This is a genomic window from Kocuria sp. PD6 (genome assembly GCF_031844145.1).
GTDB lineage: Bacteria > Actinomycetota > Actinomycetes > Actinomycetales > Micrococcaceae > Kocuria > Kocuria marina.
In genome coordinates, this window is record NZ_JAUZUS010000002.1 from 31,212 (window position 1) to 56,439 (window position 25,228).

25 protein-coding genes are annotated in these 25,228 nt (G+C 69.0%); 6 read left to right on the forward strand and 19 right to left on the reverse strand.

What is annotated here, in order from left to right; all coding sequences use genetic code 11:
• Positions 1 to 40: 40 nt before the first annotated feature.
• The 10 genes from ald to Q9R22_RS01765 all read right to left on the reverse strand — a co-directional run bounded on the left by ald (position 41) and on the right by Q9R22_RS01765 (position 10,347).
• Positions 41 to 1,129 (reverse strand): alanine dehydrogenase, encoded by a 1,089-nt coding sequence (gene ald / locus Q9R22_RS01720; protein WP_311253960.1) that lies wholly within the window; start codon positions 1,127 to 1,129, stop codon positions 41 to 43.
• Between the two features lie 188 nt (positions 1,130 to 1,317).
• Positions 1,318 to 1,740 carry a DUF3151 domain-containing protein gene (locus Q9R22_RS01725; protein ID WP_286738724.1) on the reverse strand — a complete coding sequence of 141 codons (423 nt, stop codon included), beginning with the start codon at positions 1,738 to 1,740 and terminating at the stop codon, positions 1,318 to 1,320.
• 111 nt (positions 1,741 to 1,851) lie between these two features.
• Positions 1,852 to 3,486: an AbgT family transporter gene (locus Q9R22_RS01730; RefSeq protein ID WP_311253961.1), complete on the reverse strand. Its 1,635-nt coding sequence runs from the start codon at positions 3,484 to 3,486 to the stop codon at positions 1,852 to 1,854.
• A gap of 59 nt (positions 3,487 to 3,545) precedes the next feature.
• Positions 3,546 to 4,940 (reverse strand): amidohydrolase, encoded by a 1,395-nt coding sequence (locus tag Q9R22_RS01735; RefSeq protein WP_311253962.1) that lies wholly within the window; start codon positions 4,938 to 4,940, stop codon positions 3,546 to 3,548.
• A gap of 120 nt (positions 4,941 to 5,060) precedes the next feature.
• Positions 5,061 to 6,083: a class II fructose-bisphosphate aldolase gene (gene fbaA, locus Q9R22_RS01740; RefSeq protein ID WP_311253963.1), complete on the reverse strand. Its 1,023-nt coding sequence runs from the start codon at positions 6,081 to 6,083 to the stop codon at positions 5,061 to 5,063.
• 248 nt (positions 6,084 to 6,331) lie between these two features.
• Positions 6,332 to 7,705, reverse strand: a complete 1,374-nt coding sequence (locus Q9R22_RS01745) for a lipase family protein (RefSeq protein WP_311253964.1) — start codon at positions 7,703 to 7,705, stop codon at positions 6,332 to 6,334.
• 85 nt (positions 7,706 to 7,790) lie between these two features.
• The gene (locus Q9R22_RS01750; protein WP_035960874.1) at positions 7,791 to 8,486 is read right to left on the reverse strand and encodes an RNA methyltransferase; all 696 of its coding nucleotides are present in this window, start codon (positions 8,484 to 8,486) and stop codon (positions 7,791 to 7,793) included.
• Positions 8,479 to 9,060, reverse strand: a complete 582-nt coding sequence (gene pyrE / locus Q9R22_RS01755) for an orotate phosphoribosyltransferase (RefSeq protein ID WP_035960876.1) — start codon at positions 9,058 to 9,060, stop codon at positions 8,479 to 8,481. The genes Q9R22_RS01750 and pyrE overlap by 8 nt, the downstream gene beginning before the upstream one ends.
• A 30-nt stretch (positions 9,061 to 9,090) precedes the next feature.
• Positions 9,091 to 9,714: a thymidine kinase gene (locus Q9R22_RS01760; protein WP_131332174.1), complete on the reverse strand. Its 624-nt coding sequence runs from the start codon at positions 9,712 to 9,714 to the stop codon at positions 9,091 to 9,093.
• A 6-nt stretch (positions 9,715 to 9,720) separates the two neighbouring features.
• Positions 9,721 to 10,347 (reverse strand): hypothetical protein, encoded by a 627-nt coding sequence (locus tag Q9R22_RS01765; protein WP_311253965.1) that lies wholly within the window; start codon positions 10,345 to 10,347, stop codon positions 9,721 to 9,723.
• Between the two features lie 474 nt (positions 10,348 to 10,821).
• Between Q9R22_RS01765 and Q9R22_RS01770 the strand changes: the two genes are divergently transcribed.
• Positions 10,822 to 11,742, forward strand: a complete 921-nt coding sequence (locus Q9R22_RS01770; RefSeq protein ID WP_179861228.1) for an NADP-dependent oxidoreductase — start codon at positions 10,822 to 10,824, stop codon at positions 11,740 to 11,742.
• 207 nt (positions 11,743 to 11,949) lie between these two features.
• Here the strand turns inward: Q9R22_RS01770 and Q9R22_RS01775 are convergent, their stop codons facing one another.
• The gene (locus Q9R22_RS01775) at positions 11,950 to 12,708 is read right to left on the reverse strand and encodes an SDR family NAD(P)-dependent oxidoreductase (protein WP_064846471.1); all 759 of its coding nucleotides are present in this window, start codon (positions 12,706 to 12,708) and stop codon (positions 11,950 to 11,952) included.
• 259 nt (positions 12,709 to 12,967) lie between these two features.
• Here Q9R22_RS01775 and Q9R22_RS01780 point away from each other — a divergent pair, with 259 nt between their 5' ends.
• Positions 12,968 to 14,881 (forward strand): AMP-binding protein, encoded by a 1,914-nt coding sequence (locus tag Q9R22_RS01780; RefSeq protein WP_311253966.1) that lies wholly within the window; start codon positions 12,968 to 12,970, stop codon positions 14,879 to 14,881.
• A 75-nt stretch (positions 14,882 to 14,956) separates the two neighbouring features.
• Here Q9R22_RS01780 and Q9R22_RS01785 read toward each other — a convergent pair whose 3' ends face one another.
• On the reverse strand, positions 14,957 to 15,103 hold the full coding sequence (locus Q9R22_RS01785) for a hypothetical protein (protein WP_197493124.1): 147 nt from the start codon (positions 15,101 to 15,103) through the stop codon (positions 14,957 to 14,959).
• Positions 15,104 to 15,329: 226 nt separating this feature from the next.
• Here Q9R22_RS01785 and Q9R22_RS01790 point away from each other — a divergent pair, with 226 nt between their 5' ends.
• The gene (locus Q9R22_RS01790; protein ID WP_311253967.1) at positions 15,330 to 16,409 is read left to right on the forward strand and encodes a permease; all 1,080 of its coding nucleotides are present in this window, start codon (positions 15,330 to 15,332) and stop codon (positions 16,407 to 16,409) included.
• A gap of 147 nt (positions 16,410 to 16,556) precedes the next feature.
• On the opposite strand, the gene Q9R22_RS01795 is transcribed toward Q9R22_RS01790, so the two are convergent.
• Both Q9R22_RS01795 and Q9R22_RS01800 read right to left on the reverse strand, forming a co-directional pair.
• Positions 16,557 to 17,126 carry a hypothetical protein gene (locus tag Q9R22_RS01795; RefSeq protein WP_311253968.1) on the reverse strand — a complete coding sequence of 190 codons (570 nt, stop codon included), beginning with the start codon at positions 17,124 to 17,126 and terminating at the stop codon, positions 16,557 to 16,559.
• Positions 17,127 to 17,198: 72 nt separating this feature from the next.
• A complete protein-coding gene (locus tag Q9R22_RS01800) occupies positions 17,199 to 17,492 on the reverse strand; it encodes a putative quinol monooxygenase (RefSeq protein ID WP_064846468.1) in 294 nt (97 codons plus the stop codon).
• A 160-nt stretch (positions 17,493 to 17,652) separates the two neighbouring features.
• On the opposite strand from Q9R22_RS01800, the gene Q9R22_RS13295 reads away from it, so the two are divergent.
• Positions 17,653 to 18,186, forward strand: coding sequence for a hypothetical protein (locus Q9R22_RS13295; RefSeq protein ID WP_396415656.1), 534 nt, complete (start codon positions 17,653 to 17,655; stop codon positions 18,184 to 18,186).
• Between the two features lie 70 nt (positions 18,187 to 18,256).
• Positions 18,257 to 18,703 carry a hypothetical protein gene (locus Q9R22_RS01810; protein ID WP_311253969.1) on the forward strand — a complete coding sequence of 149 codons (447 nt, stop codon included), beginning with the start codon at positions 18,257 to 18,259 and terminating at the stop codon, positions 18,701 to 18,703.
• Positions 18,704 to 18,714: 11 nt separating this feature from the next.
• Here the strand turns inward: Q9R22_RS01810 and Q9R22_RS01815 are convergent, their stop codons facing one another.
• From Q9R22_RS01815 to Q9R22_RS01830, 4 genes are all read right to left on the reverse strand, one after another.
• The gene (locus Q9R22_RS01815; protein WP_311253970.1) at positions 18,715 to 20,403 is read right to left on the reverse strand and encodes an ABC transporter permease; all 1,689 of its coding nucleotides are present in this window, start codon (positions 20,401 to 20,403) and stop codon (positions 18,715 to 18,717) included.
• Between the two features lie 44 nt (positions 20,404 to 20,447).
• Positions 20,448 to 21,224 carry a molybdate ABC transporter substrate-binding protein gene (gene modA, locus Q9R22_RS01820; protein WP_311253971.1) on the reverse strand — a complete coding sequence of 259 codons (777 nt, stop codon included), beginning with the start codon at positions 21,222 to 21,224 and terminating at the stop codon, positions 20,448 to 20,450.
• Between the two features lie 20 nt (positions 21,225 to 21,244).
• Complete coding sequence (locus tag Q9R22_RS01825; RefSeq protein ID WP_311253972.1) at positions 21,245 to 21,646, reverse strand: TOBE domain-containing protein; 402 nt, start codon at positions 21,644 to 21,646, stop codon at positions 21,245 to 21,247.
• A 124-nt stretch (positions 21,647 to 21,770) separates the two neighbouring features.
• Entirely contained in the window at positions 21,771 to 22,553 is a 783-nt protein-coding gene (locus tag Q9R22_RS01830) for an enoyl-CoA hydratase (RefSeq protein ID WP_311253973.1), read from the reverse strand.
• Positions 22,554 to 22,702: 149 nt separating this feature from the next.
• Between Q9R22_RS01830 and nadE the strand changes: the two genes are divergently transcribed.
• Positions 22,703 to 23,530, forward strand: coding sequence for an ammonia-dependent NAD(+) synthetase (nadE, locus tag Q9R22_RS01835; RefSeq protein WP_311253974.1), 828 nt, complete (start codon positions 22,703 to 22,705; stop codon positions 23,528 to 23,530).
• 219 nt (positions 23,531 to 23,749) lie between these two features.
• Here the strand turns inward: nadE and nhaA are convergent, their stop codons facing one another.
• Complete coding sequence (gene nhaA, locus Q9R22_RS01840; RefSeq protein ID WP_311253975.1) at positions 23,750 to 25,141, reverse strand: Na+/H+ antiporter NhaA; 1,392 nt, start codon at positions 25,139 to 25,141, stop codon at positions 23,750 to 23,752.
• Positions 25,142 to 25,228: the final 87 nt, after the last annotated feature.

Here is a 25,228-nt window from a genome sequence, read left to right on the forward strand (position 1 = left end):
CGACGGCACGCCCCGGCTCCAGGGCGCGCCGTCGGCGTCCTCAGCTCGCCGCGGGTAGGTCGGGGAAGGCCGCGGCCACGCCCGGTGAGTGCAGTTGCCCGGCACGGGTCGAGAGCCCGGCGGCCAGAGCGGCGTCGTTCTCCAGGGCGGAGTCCACACCGCGCGCCAACGCCATCACGTACGGGGACGTCGCGTGCGTGAGCGACTGGGTGGCCGTGACGGGCACGGCGCCGGGCAGGTTCGCCACGCAGTAGTGGCGAATGCCGTCCACGGCATAGACCGGGTCGTCGTACGTGGTGGGCCGGGTGGTCTCGAAGCACCCGCCCTGGTCCACGGCCACGTCCACGAGCAGCGCATGGGGCTTCACGATCGACAGGTGCTCCCGGCGCACGAGCTTGGGGGCGGAGGCGCCCGGGACCAGGACGGAACCCACGACCACGTCCGCGCGCGTCAGTTCCTCATCCAGGCGGTGGGTGTCGCTCATCAGGACCCGGGCGTGGGGGAACAGCGCGTCCAGTTGTCGCAAGCGATCGCCGTTGGCCTCGAGGATCGTGACGTCCGCGCCGGCCCCCACCGCTGCGCGGGCCGCGTGTTCACCCACGGTGCCACCGCCGATCACCAGCACGGTGGCCGGAACAACGCCGGGCACCCGACCCAGGAGGATCCCGGGGCCGCCCGCGTGGTGCTGGAGGTGGTGTGCGGCGTTGGCGATCGCCAGGCGGCCCGCGATCTCGGACATCGGGCGCAACAGGGGCAGCGTGCGTCCCACCCGAACGGTCTCATAGGCGATCCCCGTGGTGCCCCTGTCCAGCAGTGCTTCCGTCAGCGAACGGCTCGCGGCCAGGTGGAGGTACGTGAACAGCGTGAGGTCCGGGCGCAGGAAGTCGTACTCGGAGGCGATCGGCTCCTTGACCTTCACCAGCAGCTCGGCCTGCGCCCATGCGTCCTCCTGGGACGTGATCCGCGCTCCCGCCGCGCGGTAGGACTCGTCCGAGAAACCCGCGCCGTCCCCCGCGTGCTCCGCGACGAACACCTCGTGGCCTTCGGCGACCAGTGCGGTGACGATGGTGGGGGTGAGGCCCACGCGGGCCTCTTCCGGTTTGATCTCACGGGGTACGGAGATTCTCATGACGGCGCGCTCCTCTCATGGGGCACGCGTACCCGAGGAGGTGTGCTCGGGTCTGGCGATGGGCCCCGGCTGTCCTTCCATTGTGCCCCGCCTCACCCGCATCCGCACAGGGGGCCGGGGCGAATATGACCAGGTCGCCCGGTCCGTTCAGGACCGGGCGACCGGTTCATCGTCGCAGCCGGACGGGGTCAGCGGCGAGCGATCTGCTCCGCCGCCTCCGGGTCCGAATCGTTGAGGAACTTCTCGATCCGGGCGGCCTCGTCCATCTCGCCGATCTGCGCGGCGGCCTGGCCCAACGCTGCCAGCGCCCGCAGGAACCCGCGGTTGGGTTCGTGGGAGTACGGCACCGCGCCGTGCCCCTTCCATCCATGGCCGCGCAGCGAGTCCAACCCGCGGTGGTAGCCCACCCGGGCGTAGGCGTACCCCTCCAGAGTGCGGCCGTCCGCGAGCGCCTCCTCCGCGAGCATCGCCCACGGCAACTGCTCCTTGGGGAAGGCCGCCGCGAGGTCCTCGGCCACGTCACCCGCGTCGAGGCGGGCCGTCAGCTCGGGGTTCTCGTCCAGATAGGTGGGAGCCGGTTCGTCCAGCAGATTCTTGCCGAGCAGTGCCACGGTGGGTTCCTTTCCACGCCGAGTTCAAGGGTTCGTTGCCACTCTACGCAGCGCGCACGACGCCGCTCCACGCCGTTCGCGCACGACGTCGCCGAGCGCCGTCGAAGCGGTTCAGTGCGTGATCATGATGCCCACTCCCGGGCCCAACGGCAGGCCGAGGAAGTAGAAGACCATGAGAATGAGAACCCACACCACCCAGAAGGGGACTACGAACGGAATCATCCTGGCCATCACCGTCCCCAGCCCGGCAGAGGGTTCGTACTTACGGAGCATGGCGAGCAGCACGACCATGTAGGGGTTGAGAGGGGTCATCACCTGCGTCGCCGAGTCACCCACGCGGAACGCCGCCTGGATGAAGGCAGGCTCGAATCCCAGAATGCCGAACATCGGCACGAAGACTGCGGCCATCAGAGTCCACATGGAGGATCCCGAAATGATGAACAGGTTCAGGATCGAACACAGAATGATGAACCCGATGATCACGGGGAAGCCGGTAACACCTGCGTTTTCCAGACCCGATGCGCCGGTGACCGCGATCCAGGAACCGATCCCGGACCAGTTGAACAGCGCGATGAACTGCCCCAGGATGAACGCCAGGACCAGGAAGGACGTCATGTCCTTGAGGGCTGCTCCCATCATCACCGGGACGTCCTTGAATCCCCGAACGGTTCCCGCAATCCGGCCGTAGACGTAACCGCTCACGGAGAAGAACACGAAGATGATGAAGACGATGGACGCCAGCAGCGGTGATTTGGGGAGGAAGTTCCCGTCTTCGTTGCGCCATGGTGAGTTCGGCAAGAGTGTGAAGACGGTCAGTGCGACACCGATCAGCACGAACGTCACACATGCCCACAGAAGTGCCTTTTTCTCCCTAGGGGACAATCCGGCCTCGACCTGGGGTTCCCGGGATTCCGCAACGGTTTGCTCGTCCCCCACGATGCGCATGGCGCGGGTGTCGGTCATGAGCTGACCCGTCTCCGGGTTGACCTCGTCCTTGGACACCCCCGCTCGCATGACTCGCGGTTCCACCACCTTGTCGATGACGAACCCCGCCACGCAGGAGAGTACGACCGCCGCGACGATGTTGAAGTAGTAGTTGGACAGCGGGTTGGCCTCGGTGGCGTGATTCGCGAGCGCGGGCACGGTAGGGATCACGGCATTGGTGATGCCCGCGAACAGGGCATCGAGCGACGTCGGGAAGATATTGGTGGAGTAACCCGCACCGGCCGACGCGAAGCCGCCGAGCAGACCTGCCACCGGGTGACGGCCGGCTGCTTTGAACGCAAGGGCGGCCAGAGGCGGAATCACCACGAACGCGGAATCGGCCATGATCGACCCCACCACGCCCACGAAACCCACGGTGTACGGCAGCAACCAGCGGGGGGCTCCACCGATCGTGAATCGGATGGCGGCGGCCAGAAACCCGGACTTCTCCGCGATCCCGATCGCCAGCAGAATGGTGGCCACGGTGACCAACGGCGGGAACCCGATGTAGTTCTCCCCCAGGGTCGTGGTGAACCACGCGAGACCTTCCCCGGTGAACAGACCCTTGATCGCCAGGGGTTCATCCTTCCCCGGTACGTGTACGACCACGTTGCCCCAGGCCATGGCGGTGGACACGACCGCCGTGATGAGGAACAGGATGGTGAACAGGGCGAAGGGCTCGGGCAGCTTGTTGCCCACCCGCTCGATACCGGTGAGGAGTCTGTCTCCCACATTCGATCTCTTGGTCGTGGTGGCGGTCATGTGTACTCCATCGAGGTCAGTGGTCGAAAAATGTCGATGCGTGGCCCGCCGGCTCCGGTTCAGTCGAAATAGCTCTCCACGGCAATGCCGCCCCCGCCGGCGTGGAAGTCATCACGGACGTGTTGAGCCAGTGCATCATCGACCAGATAGTCGAGAGCCACCGCTGCCAGTCCGTAGGCGCCGTCGACACCCGCAGCTTCTGCCTGCGGGGTAGCTGCAGCAGCCGCGAAATCCCGGGTGTGCAGGCCCATGTCCTGGTCCGTGATGCTGATCAACGGGTGAATACCGGGAATCCGATAGCTGACGTTGCCGAAGTCCGTGGACGCGGCCAGCACCTCGGACACCGTGCCCGCCGGGTAAGGATCGCGCCCGCGGCGCCGCTGAGCGAGGACCCACCGATCGGAGAGGGGCGAATTGCCCAGCACGGGAAGGGTGGCGGGGGACGAATCCCAATCGATCTCGACATCCACCCCGGCCATCAGCGCGGCACCCTGGAGAACCTCGGTCACCCGCTGGGACAAGGCCTTCAGGGTCGCAGGGCGCTGGGAACGGACGTACAGCTGCAGGGTGGCGGCCTCGGTGATGATGTTGGGGCGTTCTCCGCCCTCGGGTAGTACGGCATGGATCCGATCGGTGGGCGGGGTCTGCTGTCTCAGCAGGCCCAGCCCCTGGTAGGCGAGCACCGCGGCGTCGAGAGCGTTGCGTCCCATGAACGGGTGCGACGACGCGTGGGCTGCCGCACCGCGATAGTGCACCGTGCACTGACGGCGACCGAGCCACACCTGGTCCACGAGATCAGCGATGTAGGAGTGCACCATGACCGCGGCGTCGATGCCCTCCAGTGCACCTGCTCTGGCCATGATCTCTTTGCCCCCTTCACCCTCCTCTGCGGGCGTTCCCAGGTAAACCACGCGGCCGGAGAACGCGGAGGGTGTGCCCCGGATGAGCTCGACGAGTGCCACGAACGCACCCAGGCCGGTCACGGCGATCACATTGTGTCCGCAGCCGTGGCCGATACCGGGCAGGGCGTCGTACTCCGACATGATCGCGATGGTGCGGTGACACGCCGGGTCGAAGTCCTCGGAGATCACCTCAGCGCAAATGGCGGTGTCCAGACCGAAAGCGGGGTTCTCCGCGGGAATGTCATGGTCCGCCAGATGATCGACGATCAGCTTGACCGCACGATGTTCCTGGAATGCGGTTTCGGGGTTCTCATGCAGTTCGTGCAGTACGTGACCGAGGGCCGTGGTCTGGCCCTCGATCGAGGATTCGAGACGCTCATGCAGCTCATCCGCTGCGCCGTCGTGGCTGGCCAAGTGATGTTTCAGCTCGTTCTTACGACGTTCCGTATCCTGCTCGAGCTGTTCGAGGTAGGCCCGGGAGGGCTCGGAATTGGCCGTCAGGTGGTGGCGGTCGCGGTCTGGGTTTTCTTCCGGCGAGTGGCTCGTTCCCATACTTGGGGAGCGTAACAAGTGATTCGAATCACCCCGGTGAGCGACCCTGTAGTGTTGCTGCCCGAGACACGACGATGCCCCGCACCACGGGGTACGGGGCACCGGAGGAGCAGGGGGAACCTACTTGATGGAGGTACCCGCGGAACCGAGGTTCTGGCACGCCTCCACCACGCGGGCGGCCATGCCGGTCTCGGCTTCGGCGCCCCACACGCGAGGGTCGTACTTCTTCTTGTTGCCGACCTCGCCGTCGACCTTGAGGACGCCGTCGTAGTTGCTGAACATGAACCCAGCCACGGGGCGCGTGAACGCGTACTGGGTGTCGGTGTCCACGTTCATCTTGATCACGCCGTAGGACACCGCGTCCGCGATCTCCTGCGCGGTGGAACCGGAGCCGCCGTGGAACACGAGGTCGAACGGGCGGTCCTTGCCGATCTTGCCACCCACCTCGTCCTGGATCTGCTTGAGCAGTTCGGGGCGCAGGCGCACGTTGCCGGGCTTGTACACGCCGTGCACGTTGCCGAAGGTTAGCGCCGTGATGTAACGGCCCTTCTCTCCGGCGCCCAGGGCCTCGATGGTCTTCATGCCGTCCTCGACGGTCGTGTAGAGCGTGTCGTTGATCTCGCCGACGACGCCGTCCTCCTCGCCGCCCACGGCCCCGATCTCCACCTCGAGGATGATCTTGGCCTTGTGGGTGCGCTCCAGCAGTTCCTGGGCGATCTTGAGGTTCTCGTCCAGATCGATCGCGGAACCGTCCCACATGTGCGACTGGAAGATGGGGTCCTCACCGCGGGCCACGGCCTTCTCCGACTCGGCCAGCAGCGGCAGCACGAAGCCCTCGAGCTTGTCCTGGGGGCAGTGGTCGGTGTGCAGCGCGATGTTGACGTCGTAGTTCTTGGCGACCTCGCGGGCGAACGCGGCCATGGCCAGCGAACCCGTGACCATGTCCTTCACGGAGGAGCCGGACCAGTACGCCGCACCACCGGTGGACGCCTGGATGATGCCGTCCGAACCCGCCTCGGCGAAACCGCGGATCGCAGCGTTGAGGGTCTGGGAGGAGGTCACGTTGATGGCCGGGTAGGCGAAGCCCTTCTCCTTGGCCCGGTCGATCATCTCGGAGTAAACGTCAGGGGTTGCGATGGGCATGAAACACTCCTTCTACTGGGTTCCCGATGCACGGCTGGACCGTGGCCTGAGGCCTGTTTCCAGTCTAGGCGACGGGTCTGCTCGTGACCCGGGACGGCACCGCAAAATTGCGGCCCGCCACGGGATGAACCGTGGCGGCCCGATCGGCTCAGAGCCGCGCCGTGGTCACGCCGCCGTGACCACGTGCGGACCCACGGGTGACCTCCTCGGTGGGTGCGCGGCGCCCGGGGGTCGTTGCCCCGTGGCGATCACAGCCGCCAGCATGAGCTGGTCTGCGGGATGCCATTGAACCGTGCGTCCAGGTAGACGAGCATCGAGGGAATGCCTTCCAGGGAGGCCCCCACATGGGTGGGCGTAGCGAGCGTCTGCATGGAGACGTTCACCCCAGAGGCGCACCATTTCTGGGCGAGCCGTCGGCCCGACTGGTAGGGCACGACGTCGTCCGCCACGGTGTGGGCGATGCGCACCGGGACACGAGGGTGGCGGCCCGCGGCACCGATGGTCTGCTCGTCCAGGTACGCCTTCAGAGCGGGGTCCCCGAGCAGCTGGGAGAAGGAGCGCCCGTCAGCCGTGAGCTTCTCGGACGGCACCAGGGCGTCGGCGAGGACGGTGCCCACCAGGCAGCTGTCCTGGGCCTTGTCATAGCGCCTCTGCCCTTCCGCATTGAGTCTGTCCCGAACCGCCACCCCGGAGTCCTCGGCCGCCCCCATCACGTAGAAGGACAGGCCGGAGAAAAGAGAGGAGTCGATGTGCTGACCCGTGAGTGTGAGGTCCGCGGGCGGCGCACCCACCCAGGCACTCTTGAGCTGCACCTCTGGGGCGTACTCAGGGGCGCTCTCCGCGGCTGCAGCCGTGGCACCGCCGCCCTGCGAGTATCCCACGGCGGCCACGGGGGTCTTAGCGTCCACTCCCTCCATGCCGAGCTGCTGCGCACCGCGCACGGCATCGAGCACGGCGTGAGCCTGGTCCACACGGTTCATGTAGGTGTGGGCGCCGTCAGTGCCCAGACCGATGTAGTCCGGGGCCACCACGTTGTAGCCGGCATTGATCAGACCGGCCAGGCTGAGGCCTTCGGAGTTCGTGCCCATGGCCATCTGACGGGACGGCGCGCACGAGTCGCCCATACCCTGGGTGCCCGAGGACAGCACCACGAGCGGCCGTGGGCCGGGCTTGCGCCACGCAGCCTTGGACTGCAGCACGGTGCCCGTGGTGGCCACGGCCTGGTTCTTGCTGTTGGTGGTCCTGTACATGATGCGCGTGGTGGACGCATTGGGCTTGATGAGCTTGACGGGGTCCAGGTAGAACGTGGACGGCTCCGAACGCACCACGCCCCCGTTGGCGGCAGGCAGCTGCGCCGGGGTGCTGTAGAAGTCCGTGTCCGTGGAGCTGCGGAGCTTCTTCAGCGCATCCTCGCGAGCAAGATCATCGCGGGTCAGCCCCTGCTCCTGGAGCTTCTGGTCCTGCTCGCTGCGCGGCAGCTCGGAGAAACCGCCATCCGGTGCGGAGCCTGCTGCGCTCTGCGCATTCGCGGGCTGCAGTCCAGCAAGCAGCAGCCCAACGCCCAGGGCGAGGGCACCCGCAGAACGCCGCAAGGACGATGGCCGTGTGGTCGAGGCAGCCATGAGCATGCGAACCTTTCATCATGTGATTCACCTCACATGACCCTACGGTAACTTCTGCCTCCTGGCTATGGTCGGCCGGCCTTTTTCACGCTCCCGCGCCCTTCGTGACGTCGGACGAGGGCGCAGGACGCTGCTCGAACACGTGGCGGCGGATCCATGCATGCATGGTCACGGCGGCGGCCGCTCCGGCGTTGATGGAGCGGGTGGAGCCGAACTGCTCGATGGCCAGCACCGCGTCCGCCTCCGCGACGAGCTCCTCGGAGACCCCCGGGCCCTCCTGACCGAACACCAGGACGCAGCGTTCGGGCAGCTCGAACGTCTCGAGCAGCTGGGAACCGGGGACGTTGTCGATCGCGAGCACCGCGAGTCCCTCGCCGCGTGCCCAGGCCGTGAACTCCGCGACACTCGCGTGGTGGCGCACGTGCTGGTAGCGGTCCGTGACCATGGCTCCGCGGCGGTTCCAGCGGCGTCGCCCGATGATGTGCACCTCACGAGCCAGGAACGCGTTGGCGGTGCGCACCACGGAGCCGATGTTGAAGTCGTGCTCCCAGTTCTCCACCGCCACGTGGAAGGCGTGGCGCCTGGAGTCCAGGTCCGCGATGATCGCGTCCATGCGCCAGTAGCGGTACTGGTCCGCAACGTTGCGGCGGTCGCCCTCGCGCAGCAGCTCGGGGTCCCAGCGCTCGCCGGCGGGCCACTCGCCCTGCCAGGGGCCCACGCCGACGACGCGGGGCGCAGCGTCGTCGTCCTGCCGAGACCCGGACGCGTCCGGCTCAGTCAAGCCCGAGCTCGTCCTTGGAGTAGGCGTACAGGCACGGGACGCCCGCGGTCTCCTCGATGCGCTCCTTGGCGCCGGTGCGGCGGTCTACGATCACGGCAACGGCCACGACGTTCGCGCCCGCCTTCTGCAGCGCCTCCACGGCGGTCAGGGCGGAACCGCCGGTGGTGGAGGTGTCCTCCACGACCACCACGTCCCGACCCACCACGCTGGGGCCCTCCACCTGACGCCCCATGCCGTAGGACTTCTGAGCCTTGCGCACCACAAAGGTGTCGACGGCGCGGCCCTGGTCCCCGGCCGTGCGCATGATCGCGTTGCCCACCGGGTCCGCGCCCATGGTGAGCCCACCGGCGGCGTCGAACGCGATCCCGGCCTCGTCCAGCAGACCGAGCATGACCTGACCCACGTACCGGGAGGCCTCGTGGTGCAGGGTCACGCGGCGCAGGTCCACGTAGTAGTCCGCTTCGATGCCGCTGGCCAGCGTGACCTTGCCCCGCACCACGGCGAGGTCCTTGATCAGTTCGCGCAGGCGCTCACGGGCGGTGGCCAGGTCCACGGGAGAGAAGTCGGTGCTCATACGGGCAGTTTACGTGTCGGGGCTAACCCCTCAGCCCAGCCTGCCGCCGGATTCTCGCAGGTAGCACGCCGCGCACAGGGACTCGTAGGTGACGGCCACGCCGTCGATGGCCACCTGGTCCCCCTCGAACACGAAGCCGTCGCCCACCTTCCGCGTGTTGAACAGGGCTTTGCGTCCGCAGCGGCAGATGGTCTTGAGTTCCTCCAAGGTGTGGGCGAGCTCCATGAGCCGCTCGGAGCCGGGGAAGGAACGGGTACGGAAGTCGGTGCGGATGCCGTAGGCCATCACGGGCACGTCCAGCAGCACGGCGATCCGTAGCAGGTCGTCCACCTGCCCGGTCTCCAGGAACTGCGCCTCGTCCACCAGCAGGCACGCCACGGGCTGGGCGTCCACGTGCTCGAGCAGGGCCTCCGGGTCATCGCCGGTGGAGTGGCGCTTGAACAGGCCCATGGCGCTCTCGCCGGGCTGGATCAGGAAGTCCACCGTGCGGCTGACACCCAGCCGGGAGAGGATCTGGTCCTCGCCCTTGGTGTCCACGTGGGGTTTGGCGAGCAGCACGCGCTGTCCGCGCTCCTCGTAGTTGTAGGCGGCCTGGAGCAGCGCCGTGGATTTCCCGGAGTTCATCGCGCCGTAGCGGAAGTAGAGCTTGGCCACGGTCGGTCAGTCTATCGCCGCCCGCAGCCACGCCTTCGACGGGCGTGGCCAGCGCTGCACGCGGCCATCCTCGGAGGTGGCCTCGACCGCGTACTCGATCTCGCCCGAGGCCGGGCCTGCGGCAGGTGGGCCGTGTACTCGCCGTTCAGTGCGGTCTCCCGCATGGGCGTGCGGGAGCTTCTCGAACGGCAGCCCCAGCGCCCGGCTGAGCGCGGGCTGGGCACGCTGGTCCACGGGCTCGGACTCGAGCGCGGCGAGGGGCTCGCGGCCCGCAGTCTCCAGGGGCGCTCCCGGCTCGTGGGCAGTGAACGGCGTGGCGTAAACGTACCGCGGGCCCACGCACCACAGCTGACCATGCTCGTCCATCACGGGGTGCGGGCCCCAGTCGCGCACCCACACGGCGTCGTCGCCCTGCGGCGCATGGACGAACGTGACCCGGTCCGGGGAGACGCCCTGGGACGCGAACCACGCGGCGGCGTCGGTCTCCGAGGCGGCGTCCGTGACGAGGACCCACAGGTGTGCGTCCAGCGCGAGGTCCCGCAACAGGGCACCCGGCAACGCCGCGGGCCAGGTGACGAAGGCCCCGAGCGCGGGCTCCCACTCGGCGACAAGTCGTTTCTTCCCAGGGTCCACCATTCCACGCCCAGGGGGTGCTGCGGCTCACCCTGCGGAGCGGGTCAGGCCGCGCACCCCTGGTCCCTGGCCTCAGCGCTCCTGCACGCGCCCGGTAGAGGCACGACGACGCCGCCCCACGGCCATAGGCCATAGGCCATAGGTCATAGGCCATAGGTCATAGGCCATAGGACCAGGAAGACGGCCACACCGCGCGAGTTGGCCCAGGCCACCCACGTGAGGCCGCCGTAGGCGCCGTGCAGCGCGGCGACGACGATCGTCTCGACCACCATGACCCCCGGCGGGGCGAGACGGCCTGCATCAGGTAGCCGCGGTCCGTGATCTCCTCGGTGGAGGACTGGACGCCATGGCGCACGTGCTGCGGCGGGGGTTGAGGGTGGCCGCCGGCACCCAGGGGCCGGTCCGGAATGACAGACCTTGCTGCGGCATGGAATAAGGTCCCCGCCCGGGGCTGTTGAGACAGACATGACCACAATGAAGGCGCAGACATATCAGCAGTACGGCGACACCTCCGTACTGGAGCTCACCGACCAGCCCATGCCCAAGGTGGGCCCCGGTGAGGTCCTGGTGAAGGTGAAGGCCGCGGGCATCAACCCGGTGGACTGGAAGGTCATGTCCGGCGGGCTGGATCCCATGATGACCGTCCAGTTCCCGGCGACCCCCGGCTGGGACGTCGCGGGCGTCGTCGTGGGCAAGGGCTTCGACACCCCCAGCGTCTCCGAGGGCGATGAGGTGATCGCCTACGCCCGCAAGGACTGGATCCACGGCGGCACGTTTGCCCAGTACGTCTCCGTCCCCGTGCGCGCACTCGCCCCCAAGCCGAAGAGTCTTTCCTGGGAACAGGCCGGAGGGCTGCCGCTCGCGGGACTCACCGCGTACCAGGTGCTCACCCGACTGGGTCTTGCGGAGGGCAAGACCGTGCTGATCCACGCAGCCTCCGGTGGTGTGGGGAGCATGGGCGTGCAGATCGCCAAGGCGTTCGGCGCGCGGGTGATCGGCACCGCATCGACCAAGAACCACGACTACGTGCGTGAGCTCGGCGCGGAGCCCGTGGAGTACGGGGACGGTCTCGTGGAGCGCGTCAAGGAGCTTGCCCCGAACGGTGTGGACATCGTCGTGGACTTCGTGGGCGGCGTGGTGGAGGACTCCGTCGCCGTGCTCGCGGACGGCGGCCAGCACGCCTCCATCGCGGACCCCGAGGTGGAGGAGCACGGCGGGAGCTACATGTGGGTCTCTCCGGACGCAGAGCAGCTCACCGAGCTCGCTCGCCTGGCCGACGACGGCAAGCTCACCGTCCGCGTGGACCGCACCTTCCCGCTCGCGCAGCTGCCGGACGCATTCACCGCCAGCCAGGAGGGCCACGCCGTGGGCAAGATCGTGCTCACGGTCGACTGATCCGCGGAACGCCCCGGGGGCGTCTCGACCTCAGCGGGGCGACTCCCGGGGGGCTTTCGCGCAGGCCTGGGCCACGGAGCTCTGACCACATCACGACGATGCCTCGTCACGGGTGGACCGTGACGAGGCATCGTCATGTGCGGGGCCGTGCGGTGTCGTCGCCCGTGGCTGCGTGGCCGGGACGGGACAGGCGCGCGGCAGCGAGGATCAACGCGGCGCCATGCGCAGGGCGCCGTCCATGCGGATGGTCTCCCCGTTGAGGTAGTCGTGCTCCACGATCATCCCCGCGAGCTGGGCGTACTCGTCCGGGCGGGCCAGGCGGTGCGGGAAGGGGACGGACTCCGCCAGGGCGCTGCGGAAATCCTCGCTCACCCGACCGAGCATGGGGGTGTCCACGATCCCGGGGGCGATCGTCATCACGCGCACCCCGCGGGAGGAGAGGTCACGCGCCGCGGCGATCGTCATCGAATGCACACCACCCTTGGACGCGGCGTACGCGGCCTGGCCGATCTGTCCCTCGAAGGCAGCCACGGAGGCGGTGTTGATGATGACGCCGCGTTGACCGGCCTCGTCCACGGGCTCCTGCGCGGTCATGACCTCCGCGGCGAGCGCGAGGACCGTGAACGTGCCCACCAGGTTGATCCGCACCACGCGCTCGAACAACGCGAGGTCGTGTACGCCGTTCTTGCCCACCACGCGCGCGGAGGTCCCGATGCCCGCGCAATTGACCACGGTGCGCAACGGCGCCACGTCCGCGGCGGTGGCCACGGCGGCCCGCACCTGCTCCTCGTCGGTGACGTCCGCGGACACGTATTGCACGCCGTCGACCGGCGCGGCGGCGTGCACGACCTGCGGCAGATCCAGGCCGATCACGCGCGCCCCACGCGCCACGAGTTCCGCGGCCGTGGCCGCCCCCAACCCGGAGGCCGCACCCGTGACGACCGCCGTCGAGTCCCTGATGTCCATGTCCGCTCCGTTCCCCGCCTCGTGGGCGGTCCAGCACGCTGTTGATGACGCCGTTCGTCGCTTTCTCCGCCCGATCGTACGGCTCCGGTGCGCGCAGGTCGACGGGACCCATGAGCCGGCAGGCCCCGGTCAGCGCGCGACCAGCGACGACGCCCCGGTGCGGTGCAGTAAATTTGAGGAACCAGCCACCCCCGGTTCGAGGCGCGAGCACCACCGGCGCGCCGGGCCGGGGATCCGCACACGTCGCAGCAAGGATCCCATGAGCGAGACCACCGCCTCAGAACACTCCGTCACGCAGCGGTTCCGCGCCGCACGGGACCAGCTGCTGCGCCTACGCACCGACCTGGACGCCGCACACCGCGAGTTCGAGTGGCCCCGGTTCGAGTATTTCAACTTCGCCCTGGACTGGTTCGACGTCCTGGGCAGCGGCGAGGAAGCGGACCGCGAGGCCCTCGCGATCGTGGAGGAGGACGACACCGAGACCCGCCGCACGTACGCGCAGCTGTCCCGGCGCTCGTCGCAGTTGGCCAGATGGTTGCGCTCGCGGGGCGTGCGCCGCGGTGACCGGGTCATCCTCATGCTCGGCAACCAGGTGGAGTTGTGGGAAACCATGCTTGCGTGCACCAAACTGGGCGCACCCATGATCCCCACGACCGTGATGCTCGGGCCCGCCGATCTGCAGGACCGCGTGGAGCGCGGCCGGGCGGCCTGGGTGGTCACGTCCCACACGAACGCCCTGAAGTTCGAGGAGGTCCCCGGGGACTTCACGATCATCGAGGTTCCCGATCAGCCCGATCACCGTCCCCGTTCCGCACCGTCGGTCTTCGCGTCCTCCGCTGGGCACGACGACGCCGCGCCGTCGCCCGCTGCTGCCGGCGACGACGCTGCGGGAGCGCCAGAAGCCGGGACTGCGGCGTCGTCGGGCGAGGGTGAAGAACCGAGCCCGCGGAAGATCGGGGAGCACCCCGTGATCGACTACCGGGACTCCTTCGCGGGTCCCGAGGAGTTCGAGGTGACCGAGCCCTCGCCCGCGGATGACCCGCTGCTGTTGTACTTCACCTCCGGGACCACGTCCCTGCCGAAACTCGTGGAGCACACCAACGTCACGTACCCCGTGGGGCATTTGTCCACGATGTACTGGATCGGGCTGGAACCCGGGGACGTGCACCTGAACGTGGCGTCGCCGGGGTGGGGCAAGCACGCGTGGTCCAACTTCTACGCACCGTTCATCGCGGGTGCCACCGTGTTCCTCTACAACTACTCGCGCTTCGACGCCGTGGCACTCATGGACCAGATGGACCGCGAGGGCGTGACGTCCTTCTGCGCACCGCCCACCGTGTGGCGCATGCTCATCCAGTCGGACCTGACCGATCTGAAGAACCCGCCGCGCAAGACGGTGTCCGCGGGTGAACCACTGAATCCGGAGATCATCGCGCGGGTCAAGGCCGCGTGGGGCACCGAGATCCGTGACGGGTACGGTCAGACCGAGTCCTCACTGCAGATCGCCAACACCCCCGGGATGCCAGTGAAACCCGGGGCCATGGGCCGTGCGCTACCCGGGTACGAGACCGTGCTGATCGACACCACGACCGGTGAGGTGAGCGAGACCGAGGGCGAACTGTGCTTGCGTCTGGACCCGCGTCCCGTGAGCCTGACACCCGGCTACCACGGAGACGCCGCGAAGACCGATGAGGCGTTCCGGGGCGGCGTCTACCACACCGGGGACGTGGTCTCGCGGGACGAGAACGGGGTCTTCACCTACGTGGGCCGCGCGGACGACGTCTTCAAAGCCTCCGACTACCGGCTCTCTCCCTTCGAGCTGGAATCCGTGGTGATCGAGCACCCCGCGGTCGTGGAAGTGGCAGTGGTGCCTTCGCCGGATCCCATCCGCCTGGCCGTTCCCAAGGCGTACGTGGTGCTCGCCGCGGGTCACGAGCCCACCGCCGAGACCGCGGAGAGCATCCTGCATCACTGCCGCGTGAACCTCGCGCCGTACAAGCGAATCCGGCGCCTCGAGTTCTTCGACCTTCCCAAGACCATCTCCGGCAAGATCCGCCGGGTGGAACTGCGCACCCGGGAAGCCCATCTGCACCCGGGCGGCCCGGAGGGCGGGACCACCGGGGAGCACACCGAGTTCTCGGACTCTGACTTCCCCTCGCTGCGCGGGAAGTAGGGGTCCGGGCAGTTCACCTCGCGCGGCACCCGACAGACCGCGCGGCAGGATGGCGCCGCAGCGGCGTCGTCGTCCTTACGTGGCGATCCGCCCCATCGCAGCGAACGCCACCATCCCGGACACGTGCAGGGTATCTTCGTCCAGCACACCGCAGGAATAGGCGTTGTTGTCCGCGACGTGGGCGGGCAGTGCGGCGGGCACGATTCCCTGACCACGGGTCACGGGAACTCCTGGAGGTGACGACTGTTGATCCACCAGCCAGCCTTCCAAAACGCTGTGACGGGTGCAACAGAGGGGCCCAGTGCGTCACTCCCACGTCACGGCGTGATGTCGGGGTCGCGCGTTCCCGGGCCTGCGCTCCGAAGCTCCGGCGCGGACGTAAGCTTGCCGGGCGTCGTCGTTCCCGGATGACGGCGCTCTGGAACCTCCTTGCTGCGAAAGGCCCGCCGTGAGCATCACCGTCACTCCCGTGGAGACCACCGACCGCTCACGCGCCCGCGTCCTGGGGTGGGTGGGACTGGGCATCACCCTGGCGATCCTCGTGGGCGGGCTGTTGTGGGCCAAGTGGCTCCCCTACGAGGCCAAGACCCAGACGCTCGCCGAAACCGGGGTGTGGAACGGGGCGGCGATCTTCGGCTCCGCGGGTGAACCGGGGTCCGCGCCGTCGTTGCGGGGTGCGATCGACTTCACCGTGGTCTACCTGAAGGCCGTATGGAAGGCCGCTCTCGTTGCCCTGCTCGTGGCCGCGGCCCTCGAATCCCTGGTCCCCCGACGCTGGTTGCTGCGGGTGCTCAGCCGCAAGACCTCGTGGGGTCAGGGGATCTCCGGGGCGCTGCTGGCACTGCCCAGCATGATGTGCACGTGCTGCACCGCGCCGGTGGCCATCGGACTGCGCCGCAGCGGTGCGCCCGCGGGGGCCACCATGGCGTACTGGCTCGCAAACCCCTTGCTCAACCCGGCCGTGCTGGTGTTCCTGGCGCTGACCATGTCCTGGCCCTTCGTGACCACGCGCGTGGCCGTGGGCATCCTGGTGGTGTTGATCGCCGCAGTGCTCGTGAGCCGCACGTTCTCGACCGTCACGGTGCAGACCCCCGAGGCCCTCCCCGCCGATCCGCAGCACTGGGGTGAGCTGGTCACCCGGTTCGGGCGAGCACTGGGCCGGTACCTGGTGGTGATCGTCCCGGAGTACGTGATCCTGGTGCTGCTGGTGGGGTTGTTCGCCGGATGGCTCTCGGACTTCACGGGTCTCGCGGACCACGCCGGGCTCTTCTCGCTGCTCATCGTGGGCCTGATCGGGGCGGCCCTGGTGATCCCCACCGGCGGCGAGATCCCGGTGATCATGGGGCTCACCGCGGCGGGCGCAAGCTACGGGGTGGCCGGGGTCCTGCTCATCACCCTGCCGGCCCTGAGCATCCCCTCGATCATCATGGTCGCCCGACATTTCGGGACCAAACAGACGCTGCTGGTCACCGGGTGGGTCGTGATCGGCGGGTTGGTGGCCGCAGCGCTACTCACCGCGCTGGTCTGAGCCGGCGGGGCAGGGCCGGTTGGTCCGGGCAACAAACCAGATACTCGAGTCGCCCGCATAGCGGTCGACGCCCCGGCCGCCCGTACATGGGCCGACGGCACGATGACCCCTGGCGCGGCGACGGCACCGGGCCGCGCGGCGTCGTCGTCAACCGGCGATCAGTGCGTAGATCCCGCCCAGGACGACGATCCCGAAACCGAAGCCCGCGAACAACTGGGCCCACGTATGGGCGCGCAGGACGCGGCGGCTCACGCACACCGCCACCGCGACGGGCAGGAACAGCAGACCCCACGGCCCCACCGCGACGGGCAGGATCACCGCAGTGCCGCCCATCATCATCCCGTGCACTGAGATCTTCCAGAACGGGCTCACGAGCGCGACCACCGCGCTCGCCGCGAGCGTGGCCATGAGCAGTCCGGTGATCTCCACGGGTCCGTGGAACGCGAGGTTGACCGCTAGGAACACGGCCACCAGCGCGAAGGTCCCCAGCATCACGGGTCGGCGGTGCTCCTTGACGCTCACGTGGTGGTCGGTGAGCACACCCCTACGCGCCAGCACCGTGACCGTGGCGAGTGAGACCCCGCAGACCGCCAGCGCCGCCATCACGCCCCACAGCAGTGCCCCGAGGCTCCTGTGCACGGTCCACGGCAGGACCACCAGCAGCGCGGCCAGCACGAGCGGCGCCTGGAAGACCTCGCTGAGGACAAGGGCCCACACGGGCCCTCGTTCAGCCGGGGCAGGATCCGGGCGCGGCGGCGTTGTCCCCTCGTAGTTGGTCACGTGTGGCGGTCAGAAGTCGAGCGTCTCGTAGGTCTTGTGCGCACGCTCCGCCAGGGCGGGGATCGCCTGGCGTGTTCCCCACTGGTCGAAGTGCTCGGAGCTCACATGGGCCGTGAACGCATCCTCGTCCGTGTACACCTCGAAGATGCGGAACACGGCAGGCTCCTCCGGGCTCTGGTACGCCTGGTAGTAGAGGTTCCCGGGCTCCTGGCGAGCGGCCGGGGAGAGGTGGGAGAGCGCGTCACGCACGGTGTCCTCCTCTCCGGGCTTCGCAGTCCAGGTGGCGCTGCAGACGAAGGCCATGGGTTGTCCTCTCTCGATGTTGACGCCGGACGGTCACCGGCCCGACTCATGCTACCGACCCGAGCTGGCGCGGTTCAGCGGGGAGGCATGCGCTGCCGTGCACCGTGGCCCGGCAAGATGTCCCCACCACGCGCTGCCCGTCCACCCGAGAGCACCGGCCATGGCAGAACCACCCGTCGTTCGCATGTTCAACGAGTACACCTTCAGCTGGCCGTTCTGGGGAGAGAACGGTCTCCCGGACCAGGAGGACTTCCCCATCCCGCTGAAACTCACCAGGGACGTCCTGGTCTGGACTCGGAACTTCGACCACGAGAGGGGCTGGCCAACGGCAGAGCAGCGGGAGGCCAGCCGCCGTGAGGGCGAACGACTCACAGGGAGGGTGCAGGATTCGGTGGGCCCAGGGGTCACCATCGACCTGGACATGTGGGAGGCACATGTCCACAAACCACGCCTGCCTCGGTGGCTGCGGATGCTCACCGGTCTCACGCCGGCGAGCTCGTGTGAGGCGCTCGTGCTGGGCCGCCGCTACGCGGAGCTGCCGAACCCCAGCCGACACGTGGGCGTGATGCTCGACGCCGCTGCGCAGCACCCCGGACGCACCGGCCGCGAGGTGCTGCAGCTCTCCGCCACCATCACGGATGCGGGCAGGGCGCGGGTGGACGAGATGCTGGAGCTCGACGCCGTGTGCCCCTGACCCTGCCGCGCGTCGAGCTGCGCAAGCGGGGGGCACCCGCGCCGGGCGCGGTCTGCTGATCGCCATCGGCGTGCTGACCGCTCTGGCCCTGGGCTTGCTCATGTGGGTCGCACGCAACGACGGCGCACCCTTGTCGGCGGCCCTGGCCGTGACCACGACCCCCCAGGGTCTGCTGCTGCCCGTGCTCGGGATCATCACGGCATGCAATGAGTGGAGCCAGCGCACCGCGCTCATCCCCTTCACGCAGGAACCCCGCAGGCTGCGCGTGGTCCTCGCCAAACTGCTCTCGGCGGCGGCGCTGGGCACCATCGCGGCGGCTCTCGCCTGGGTCCTGGCCCTCGGGGCCTTCCTGATCCTCGGCGCGTGGGTGGACGTGAACGCGGCACTCACCCCGTTCGCAGAAGGGCTGGATCTCACCGGCACGCCATGGGCGCAGGTGGACACCTCCGGGTTGTTGTGGATCGGGATCCCGTTGGTGATCGGGATCTGGCGTGTGCTCACGCGCGAGGTGAAGTAGGCGCGCCGCGCTCAGTCGGCGGTCGTGCGCGGTGCCGGATCCCGGTTGCCGGCCCGCTCCAGCCGCACCACATGGTCCGCGAGCTCGGCCACGTCCTGCGGGTCGTGCGTCACGATCATGGCGGTGCGCCCGGCGAGCACCCGCTGGAGCACCTTCCTCATCCGAGGCCGCGCGGTTACGTCCAGGGCGCTCAGGGGCTCGTCCAGCAGGATCACGCGCGGCTCTGCGGCCAGCACCCGCGCGATCGCCACGCGCTGGGCCTGCCCGCCGGACAGCTCGTCCGGCATGCGCTGGGCGAACGCCCGCGCGTCCACCTCGCGCAGCCACGCCAGGGCACGACGCCGCGCCATCGCCTTCCCCGCGCCACTCGCCCGGGGGCCGAAGGCCACGTTGTCAAGCACGTTGAGATGGGGGAACAGCAACGGTTCCTGGGCCATCAGGGCCACACCCCTGCGATGCGCCGGGACCCACATGTCCTGGGCCGTCCCACCGGCGCGCAGCACGGATTCGTCCCCCACCCGGATCTCACCGCGGTCGGGGGCCAGCAGGCCCGCGATCACGTCGAACACGGTGGACTTCCCCGCGCCATTGGGCCCGATCAGGGCCGCGGTGGTTCCCGGCTCCACCGTGAACTCGGCGGCCACACGGCGGCGGTCGTGTTCAACACGGACCATCAGTCCGGGCGCCTCCCCCGCTACGCGGGGCGTGCTCACCCCTAGGCCCGACGCGCCCCCGGGTGCAACCGCGGATGCGGCTGCGGTCCTGACCACGGCGCCATTCCGCCCGGCCCCGGCGTCCGCCGCCCCAGACCCGGCCGCGGGTCGGTCATCGACCGCATGGGCAGCGCGGCTGTCCTTCGAGGACTGCGTCGAGCCGCCGGACCGGGGCCGTGATCCCTCCGGATGGGGACCCCACTGCGGACCCGGCGCGAACCACCGGGTGAGATTGGCGCGGAAGCCGGCGCCGCGGCGTCGTCGGGAGGGAGCACTGACCCCCACGACGAGCAGAGCAACGAGCACGAGCAGCAGGGAGAGGGCCACGGCGGCGTCGGGATCGGTCTCGCGCTGCAGGTAGATCTCGAGCGGGAGCGTGCGGGTCACGCCCTGCAGGCTGCCCGCGAACGTGAGGGTGGCGCCGAACTCGCCGAGGCAGCGCGCGAAGGACAGCGCGGCCCCGGAGAGCACCGCGGGCAGCACCAGGGGCAGCGTGACCCGGAACAGGGTGCGCGTGGGGGATGCACCAAGGCCCGCCGCGACCCGTTCGTAGCGAACGCCCGCGGTGCGCAGCGTGCCCTCCAGGGAGACCACCAGGAACGGCAGGGCCACGAACGTCTGGGCGAGCACGACGGCCGCGGTGGTGAACGCGATGTCCACGCCCGCCGAGGACAGGGTGCCGCCCAGGAAACCCATGCGTCCGAAGGTGTACAGCAGCGCGATACCGCCCACCACGGGTGGCAGCACGAGCGGCAGCAGCACCAGCGAGCGCAGGAGCGTGAGGCCGCGCACGGTGGAACGGGCCAGGACCAGGGCGAGCGGGCACCCCAGCACCAGGCACAGCGCCGTGGACGCGACCGCGGTGCGAAGGCTCAACCACAGCGCGGCGAGCGAGGACTCGCTCGTGAGCAACTCCCCCAGGTGCGCCCAATCGATGCGCAGCACCATGCCGAGCAAGGGCAACAGGATGACCAACGCCCCCGCCACCGCCGGGACCAGAACCCACCGGGGGGTCGTGACGAACCCGCGCGTCACGGTGCGCCGAAGCCCGCGTCCTCCAGGACCTTCCGGCCCTCGTCACCCTGGACGAGGTCCACGAACTGCCGGGCGAGCTCCGGCTCCGCGGAATCCTTGAGGGCGACCACGGGGTAGTTGTTGACCGCCTGATCCGTGCGCGGGATCTCGACGGTCGTGACCCTGTCCTGCGCGGACTTGGCATCCGTGACGTACACGATCCCCGCGTCCGCCTGCCCGGAGGTCACCTTGCCGAGCACGTCCGTGACCGCGTTTTCCTGGCTCACGGGGTGGAGCGCGACACCGTTGGCCTTCTCGATCTCCTGCGTGGCCGCACCGCACGGTACCTCCGGGGCGCACGTGACCAGCTTGACGTCCCGGTCCACCACGTCCCGGAAGGAGGTGATGTCCGCGGGGTTGTCCTTGGGTACCGCGAGGGTGAGCACATTGGTCGCGAACACGCTCGGCTCCCCCGCGGCCAGGCCCGCGTCCGTGAGCTTCTTCATGTTCTTCTGGTCAGCGGAGGCGAATACGTCCGCGGGGGCGCCCTCGGTCAGCTGTTGCACGAGCCCGGACGAGCCTCCGTAGTTCATGCTGACCTTCACCCCCGGGTGCGCCGCCTCGAACGTGCGCGCGAGCTCGTCGAAGGAATGGGTCAGCGAGGCCGCCGCGGACACCCGCAGGGTCGTCTCCTCATCGGACGACGACGCCGCGTCCCCTCCCCCGTCCGACGCTCCCGCGCACCCGGCCAGCGCCACCGCCACCGCGCTCACCGCGCAAGCCAGGGCGCGCATGCGTGTCGCCGCGCGCCCCATCACTTGCGCCCCCCGGTCTCGACGATGACCGCGGTGGACTTCACCACGGCCGTGGCCACGGCCCCCGGTTCCAGCCCCAGGTCACGCACCGCTTCCGTGCTCATGAGCGAGACGATCCGGTGCGGGCCGCACTGCAGCTCCACCTGGGACATCACGGGATCGGAGGTCACGGCGGTCACGAGTCCCACGAGGCGGTTGCGCGCCGAACTGTTCACCCCGGCGGGATCCTGAGGGCTCACGGCGTTGTCGCGCGCGTATGCCGCGAGTTCGGCGCCGTCCACCACGGCGTACCCCGCGGAATCCTTGTGCCCGGTGAGCGTGCCCTGCTCGATCCACCGCCGGACGGTGTCGTCGCTGACGCCCACGAAGGTCGCGGCCTGGGAGATACGGAGGTGTGTCATGGGAGCAGCTTATCCGCATCTGCGTAACCACAGCCCTGTTTGAACCGCACTTGCGTGGTGTTGACCTGAAAAGCGACGACGCCGCGCGGACCGGGCCGCGCGGCGTCGTCGTCCCCTACAGGGCTCATTCGTGGGAGAACCTCGCCTTACGCTTCTCCGCGAACGCGGACATGCCCTCTTTCTGGTCCGCGGTGGAGAACAGCCCGTGGAAGACCCGCCGCTCGTGCTGGACGCCGGCCCACAACCCGGACTCGTACGCAGCATTGACGGTTTCGACCGCGTGCTGGGCCGCGGGCTTGGACATCTCCGCGATCTTTCCGGCGACCTCCAGGGCGGTGTCCATGAGCTCGTCCGCTGCGACCACGCGGGAGACCAGACCGGAACGCTCGGCTTCCTCGGCGCGCATCTGCCGTCCGGTGAGGATCATGTCCATGGCCTTGGCCTTGCCCACGGCGCGGGTGAGGCGCTGGGTGCCACCCATCCCGGGGATCACACCCAGGGCGATCTCGGGCTGACCGAACACTGCAGTGTCCGCGGCGAGGATCAGATCGCACATCATCGCGAGCTCGCACCCACCGCCGAGCGCGTAACCGGCCACCGCGGCGATCTTGGGGATGCGCAGCCGGGCGAAAGCGTCCCACCCCGCGAAGAAGTCCTCGTGGTACATATCGGACGCGGACTTGCCGGACATCTCCTTGATGTCAGCACCGGCCGCGAAGGCCTTCTCCGAACCTGCGAGGATCAGCGCGCCGATCCCCGAGTCACGGTCCAGCTCGGTCGCGGCGGCCACCACGTCCCGCATGGTCTGTTCGTTCAGCGCGTTCAGTGCCTTGGGACGGTTCAGGGTGATGACACCCACGCGTCCCTCGCGGCGGACTTCAATGGTCTCGTAGGAGTTCTCGTTCATGTGATCAGCATCTCATAGGTCCCCCGGGGGGCGGGTCCGAGCGTGGGGGTCCAGCACCGGGGCCCAGCGCCGGCCTCCGTCCTCCGGGCCACGGGACGGGCCGGCGGTAGGCCCCTGTCCCCGCGGGAACCGGCCACTAGCATGAACGCATGCGTGAATTGCAAGCACAGATCATTGCCGAGCTCGGCGTCTCTCCGCAGATCGATCCGGAGCGGGAGGCCCAACGCCGCGTCGACTTCCTGAGCGACTACCTCAAGGCCACGCACACCGCGGGGTTCGTCCTGGGGATCAGCGGCGGCGTGGACTCCACCCTGGCCGGGCGCCTGGCCCAGCTCGCGGTCGAGAAACTGCGCGAGGACGAGATCAAGGCCGAGTTCGTGGCCATGCGACTGCCTCACGGGATCCAGCACGACGAGGCCGACGCCCAGGCGGCGCTCGAATTCATTCAACCGGACCGGGTCATCACGTACGACGTCGCGCCGGCCGTCCGCGGTTTCGAGTCCGCCTACGCCGCCGCCACCGGTGAGCAGCTCAGCGACTTCACACGCGGCAACACCAAGGCCCGCGTGCGCATGACCGCGCAGTACGCGGTGGGCGGGGACCACAACCTGCTGGTGATCGGCACGGACCACGCTGCGGAGTCCATCACCGGGTTCTTCACCAAGTTCGGGGACGGCGGGGCGGACCTCCTGCCCCTGGCCGGGCTGGACAAGCGGCAGAACCGTCAGCTGCTGGAGTACCTGGGGGCGCCGGAGCAGCTGGTCGGCAAGGTCCCCACCGCGGACCTGCTCAACGACAACCCCGGCCGCACCGACGAGGACGAGCTGGGCCTGCGCTACGACGACATCGACGACTTCCTCGAGGGCAAGGACGTCCCCGAGGAGGTCGCGGAGAAGCTGGAGCAGACCTTCCTGCGCTCCCGCCACAAGCGCACCGTGCCAGTGACCCCGGCGGATGCGTGGTGGCGGGAGGGTTGAACCCGCTCCCGTTCAGCGCCGACGCCGCCGAGCGGGTTGTGCCCGGCGGCGTCACTCACTGGGGCCCCGGTGATGCGGGCCCTCAGCGCGTCGTGGAGTGCCATGGCACGGCCCCGTTCCACGCGACCCGACCTCGCGACTGACACAGTTTCGGCCCCGGGAAGCGCCCGGCACATGCCCTCCGCAACGACCACCGCAGGGGACGGAAGCCCCCGGTCCCTACGCCTCTGCGGCGTCGTTCCCGAACACCCGGGGTGACGCGCTGCGGTAGCGGCGGTTGCGGACCGCCAGCACACCGCCGGCCAGCACGGCCGCCAGGACCGAGGCGGTCAGCACGGCCACTTTGGCCTGGTCCCCTGCGGCTGCGGACGGGTCGAAGCTGAGCTCCGAGATCAGCAGAGACACCGTGAACCCGATCCCGGCCAGCAGCGCGATCCCCACCAGGTCGATCCACCGGTAGGACGGGTCCAGCTTGCGTCCGGTGAGCACGGTGGTGAGCCACGTTGCCGAGATGATGCCCAGGGGCTTGCCCAGCACGAGTCCCGCGATGATGCCGAGCGTGACGGGGGCGGCGAGCGCCGTCGTCAATCCGTCCCAGCCGCCCACCGTGACGCCCGCGGAGAAGAACGCGAAGACCGGCACCGCGAACCCGGCGGACAGGGGCCGGACGCGGTGCTCCAGGTGCTCGGCGAGCTCCACGGGCTCCCCGGAGGCCTTCCCCGCGAGAACAGGGACGGCGAAACCGAGCAGCACGCCGGCAACCGTGGCGTGGATCCCGGCCTCGTGGACCAGGGCCCACGTGATCACGGCCAGCGGCACCAAGATCACCCACGCGGCCCACGTGCGGTGCGCGAAGAAGCGGGGGAAGCGGTGTGCGAGCAGCCCGAACACGGCCAGCGGGACGAGCGCGAGCAGCAGCGGGAGCACGTGCACCTCATCCGTATAGAAGATCGCGATGATGGTGATGGCCAGCAGGTCGTCCACCACCGCGAGCGTCAGCAGAAACAGGCGGAGCGCGCTGGGCAGGTGCGAGCCCACGATCGCGAGGACGGCCACCGCGAATGCGATGTCCGTGGCGGTGGGGATCGCCCAGCCGCCCAGGGTCTCGGGGCTGCCGAGGTTAACGCCCGCGTAGATCAGAGCCGGGAGGACGACGCCGCCCACCGCCGCCGCAATCGGCACCGCTGCCTTGCCGAGGTCCCGCAGATCACCCGCGACGAACTCGCGCTTGAGCTCCAGGCCCACGAGGAAGAAGAAGATCGCGAGCAGTCCGTCCGCGGCCCAGGCGCCGAGGCTGAGGTTCAAGTGCCACGGCTCGTAACCGACCTCGAGGTCCCGCAGCGCGAAGTAGCTCTCCGCGAAGGGCGAGTTTGCCCAGACGATGGCGATGACGGCGGCGACCACCAGGAGGATGCCGGCCACGGTCTCGCGGCGCAGGACGTCCTGGAGGCGGGAGAGGACACCGCCCGAGGGGTGGTCGGGCTCGCACGGGAGCTCAGGATGGTTGAAGAAACCGGGCTCCGAGACGAAGCCGGAGGACTCTTCCCGCTCCACGGGCTCCGGCGATCCGGGCTCACGGTGGGCAGGGGTGGTCGTGTGGTGCAGGGGCATGGACTTCTCCAATGTCGACGGGCATCACGCTCATTACCGCCGACCAGACTTCCCGGCACACCAGCCAGCAAGGGTAGCAGGGCGCTT

Excerpts from the sequence above, each read along its gene's own strand:
- ald (WP_311253960.1), bottom strand. The coding sequence starts at position 1,129 with ATGAGAATCTCCGTACCCCGTGAGATCAAACCGGAAGAGGCCCGCGTG.
- Q9R22_RS01730 (WP_311253961.1), bottom strand. The coding sequence starts at position 3,486 with ATGACCGCCACCACGACCAAGAGATCGAATGTGGGAGACAGACTCCTC.
- Q9R22_RS01735 (WP_311253962.1), bottom strand. The coding sequence starts at position 4,940 with ATGGGAACGAGCCACTCGCCGGAAGAAAACCCAGACCGCGACCGCCAC.
- fbaA (WP_311253963.1), bottom strand. The coding sequence starts at position 6,083 with ATGCCCATCGCAACCCCTGACGTTTACTCCGAGATGATCGACCGGGCC.
- Q9R22_RS01745 (WP_311253964.1), bottom strand. The coding sequence starts at position 7,705 with ATGGCTGCCTCGACCACACGGCCATCGTCCTTGCGGCGTTCTGCGGGT.
- pyrE (WP_035960876.1), bottom strand. The coding sequence starts at position 9,060 with ATGAGCACCGACTTCTCTCCCGTGGACCTGGCCACCGCCCGTGAGCGC.
- Q9R22_RS01770 (WP_179861228.1), top strand. The coding sequence starts at position 10,822 with ATGAAGGCGCAGACATATCAGCAGTACGGCGACACCTCCGTACTGGAG.
- Q9R22_RS01775 (WP_064846471.1), bottom strand. The coding sequence starts at position 12,708 with ATGGACATCAGGGACTCGACGGCGGTCGTCACGGGTGCGGCCTCCGGG.
- Q9R22_RS01780 (WP_311253966.1), top strand. The coding sequence starts at position 12,968 with ATGAGCGAGACCACCGCCTCAGAACACTCCGTCACGCAGCGGTTCCGC.
- Q9R22_RS01800 (WP_064846468.1), bottom strand. The coding sequence starts at position 17,492 with ATGGCCTTCGTCTGCAGCGCCACCTGGACTGCGAAGCCCGGAGAGGAG.
- Q9R22_RS13295 (WP_396415656.1), top strand. The coding sequence starts at position 17,653 with ATGGCAGAACCACCCGTCGTTCGCATGTTCAACGAGTACACCTTCAGC.
- modA (WP_311253971.1), bottom strand. The coding sequence starts at position 21,224 with ATGCGCGCCCTGGCTTGCGCGGTGAGCGCGGTGGCGGTGGCGCTGGCC.
- Q9R22_RS01825 (WP_311253972.1), bottom strand. The coding sequence starts at position 21,646 with ATGACACACCTCCGTATCTCCCAGGCCGCGACCTTCGTGGGCGTCAGC.
- Q9R22_RS01830 (WP_311253973.1), bottom strand. The coding sequence starts at position 22,553 with ATGAACGAGAACTCCTACGAGACCATTGAAGTCCGCCGCGAGGGACGC.
- nadE (WP_311253974.1), top strand. The coding sequence starts at position 22,703 with ATGCGTGAATTGCAAGCACAGATCATTGCCGAGCTCGGCGTCTCTCCG.
- nhaA (WP_311253975.1), bottom strand. The coding sequence starts at position 25,141 with ATGCCCCTGCACCACACGACCACCCCTGCCCACCGTGAGCCCGGATCG.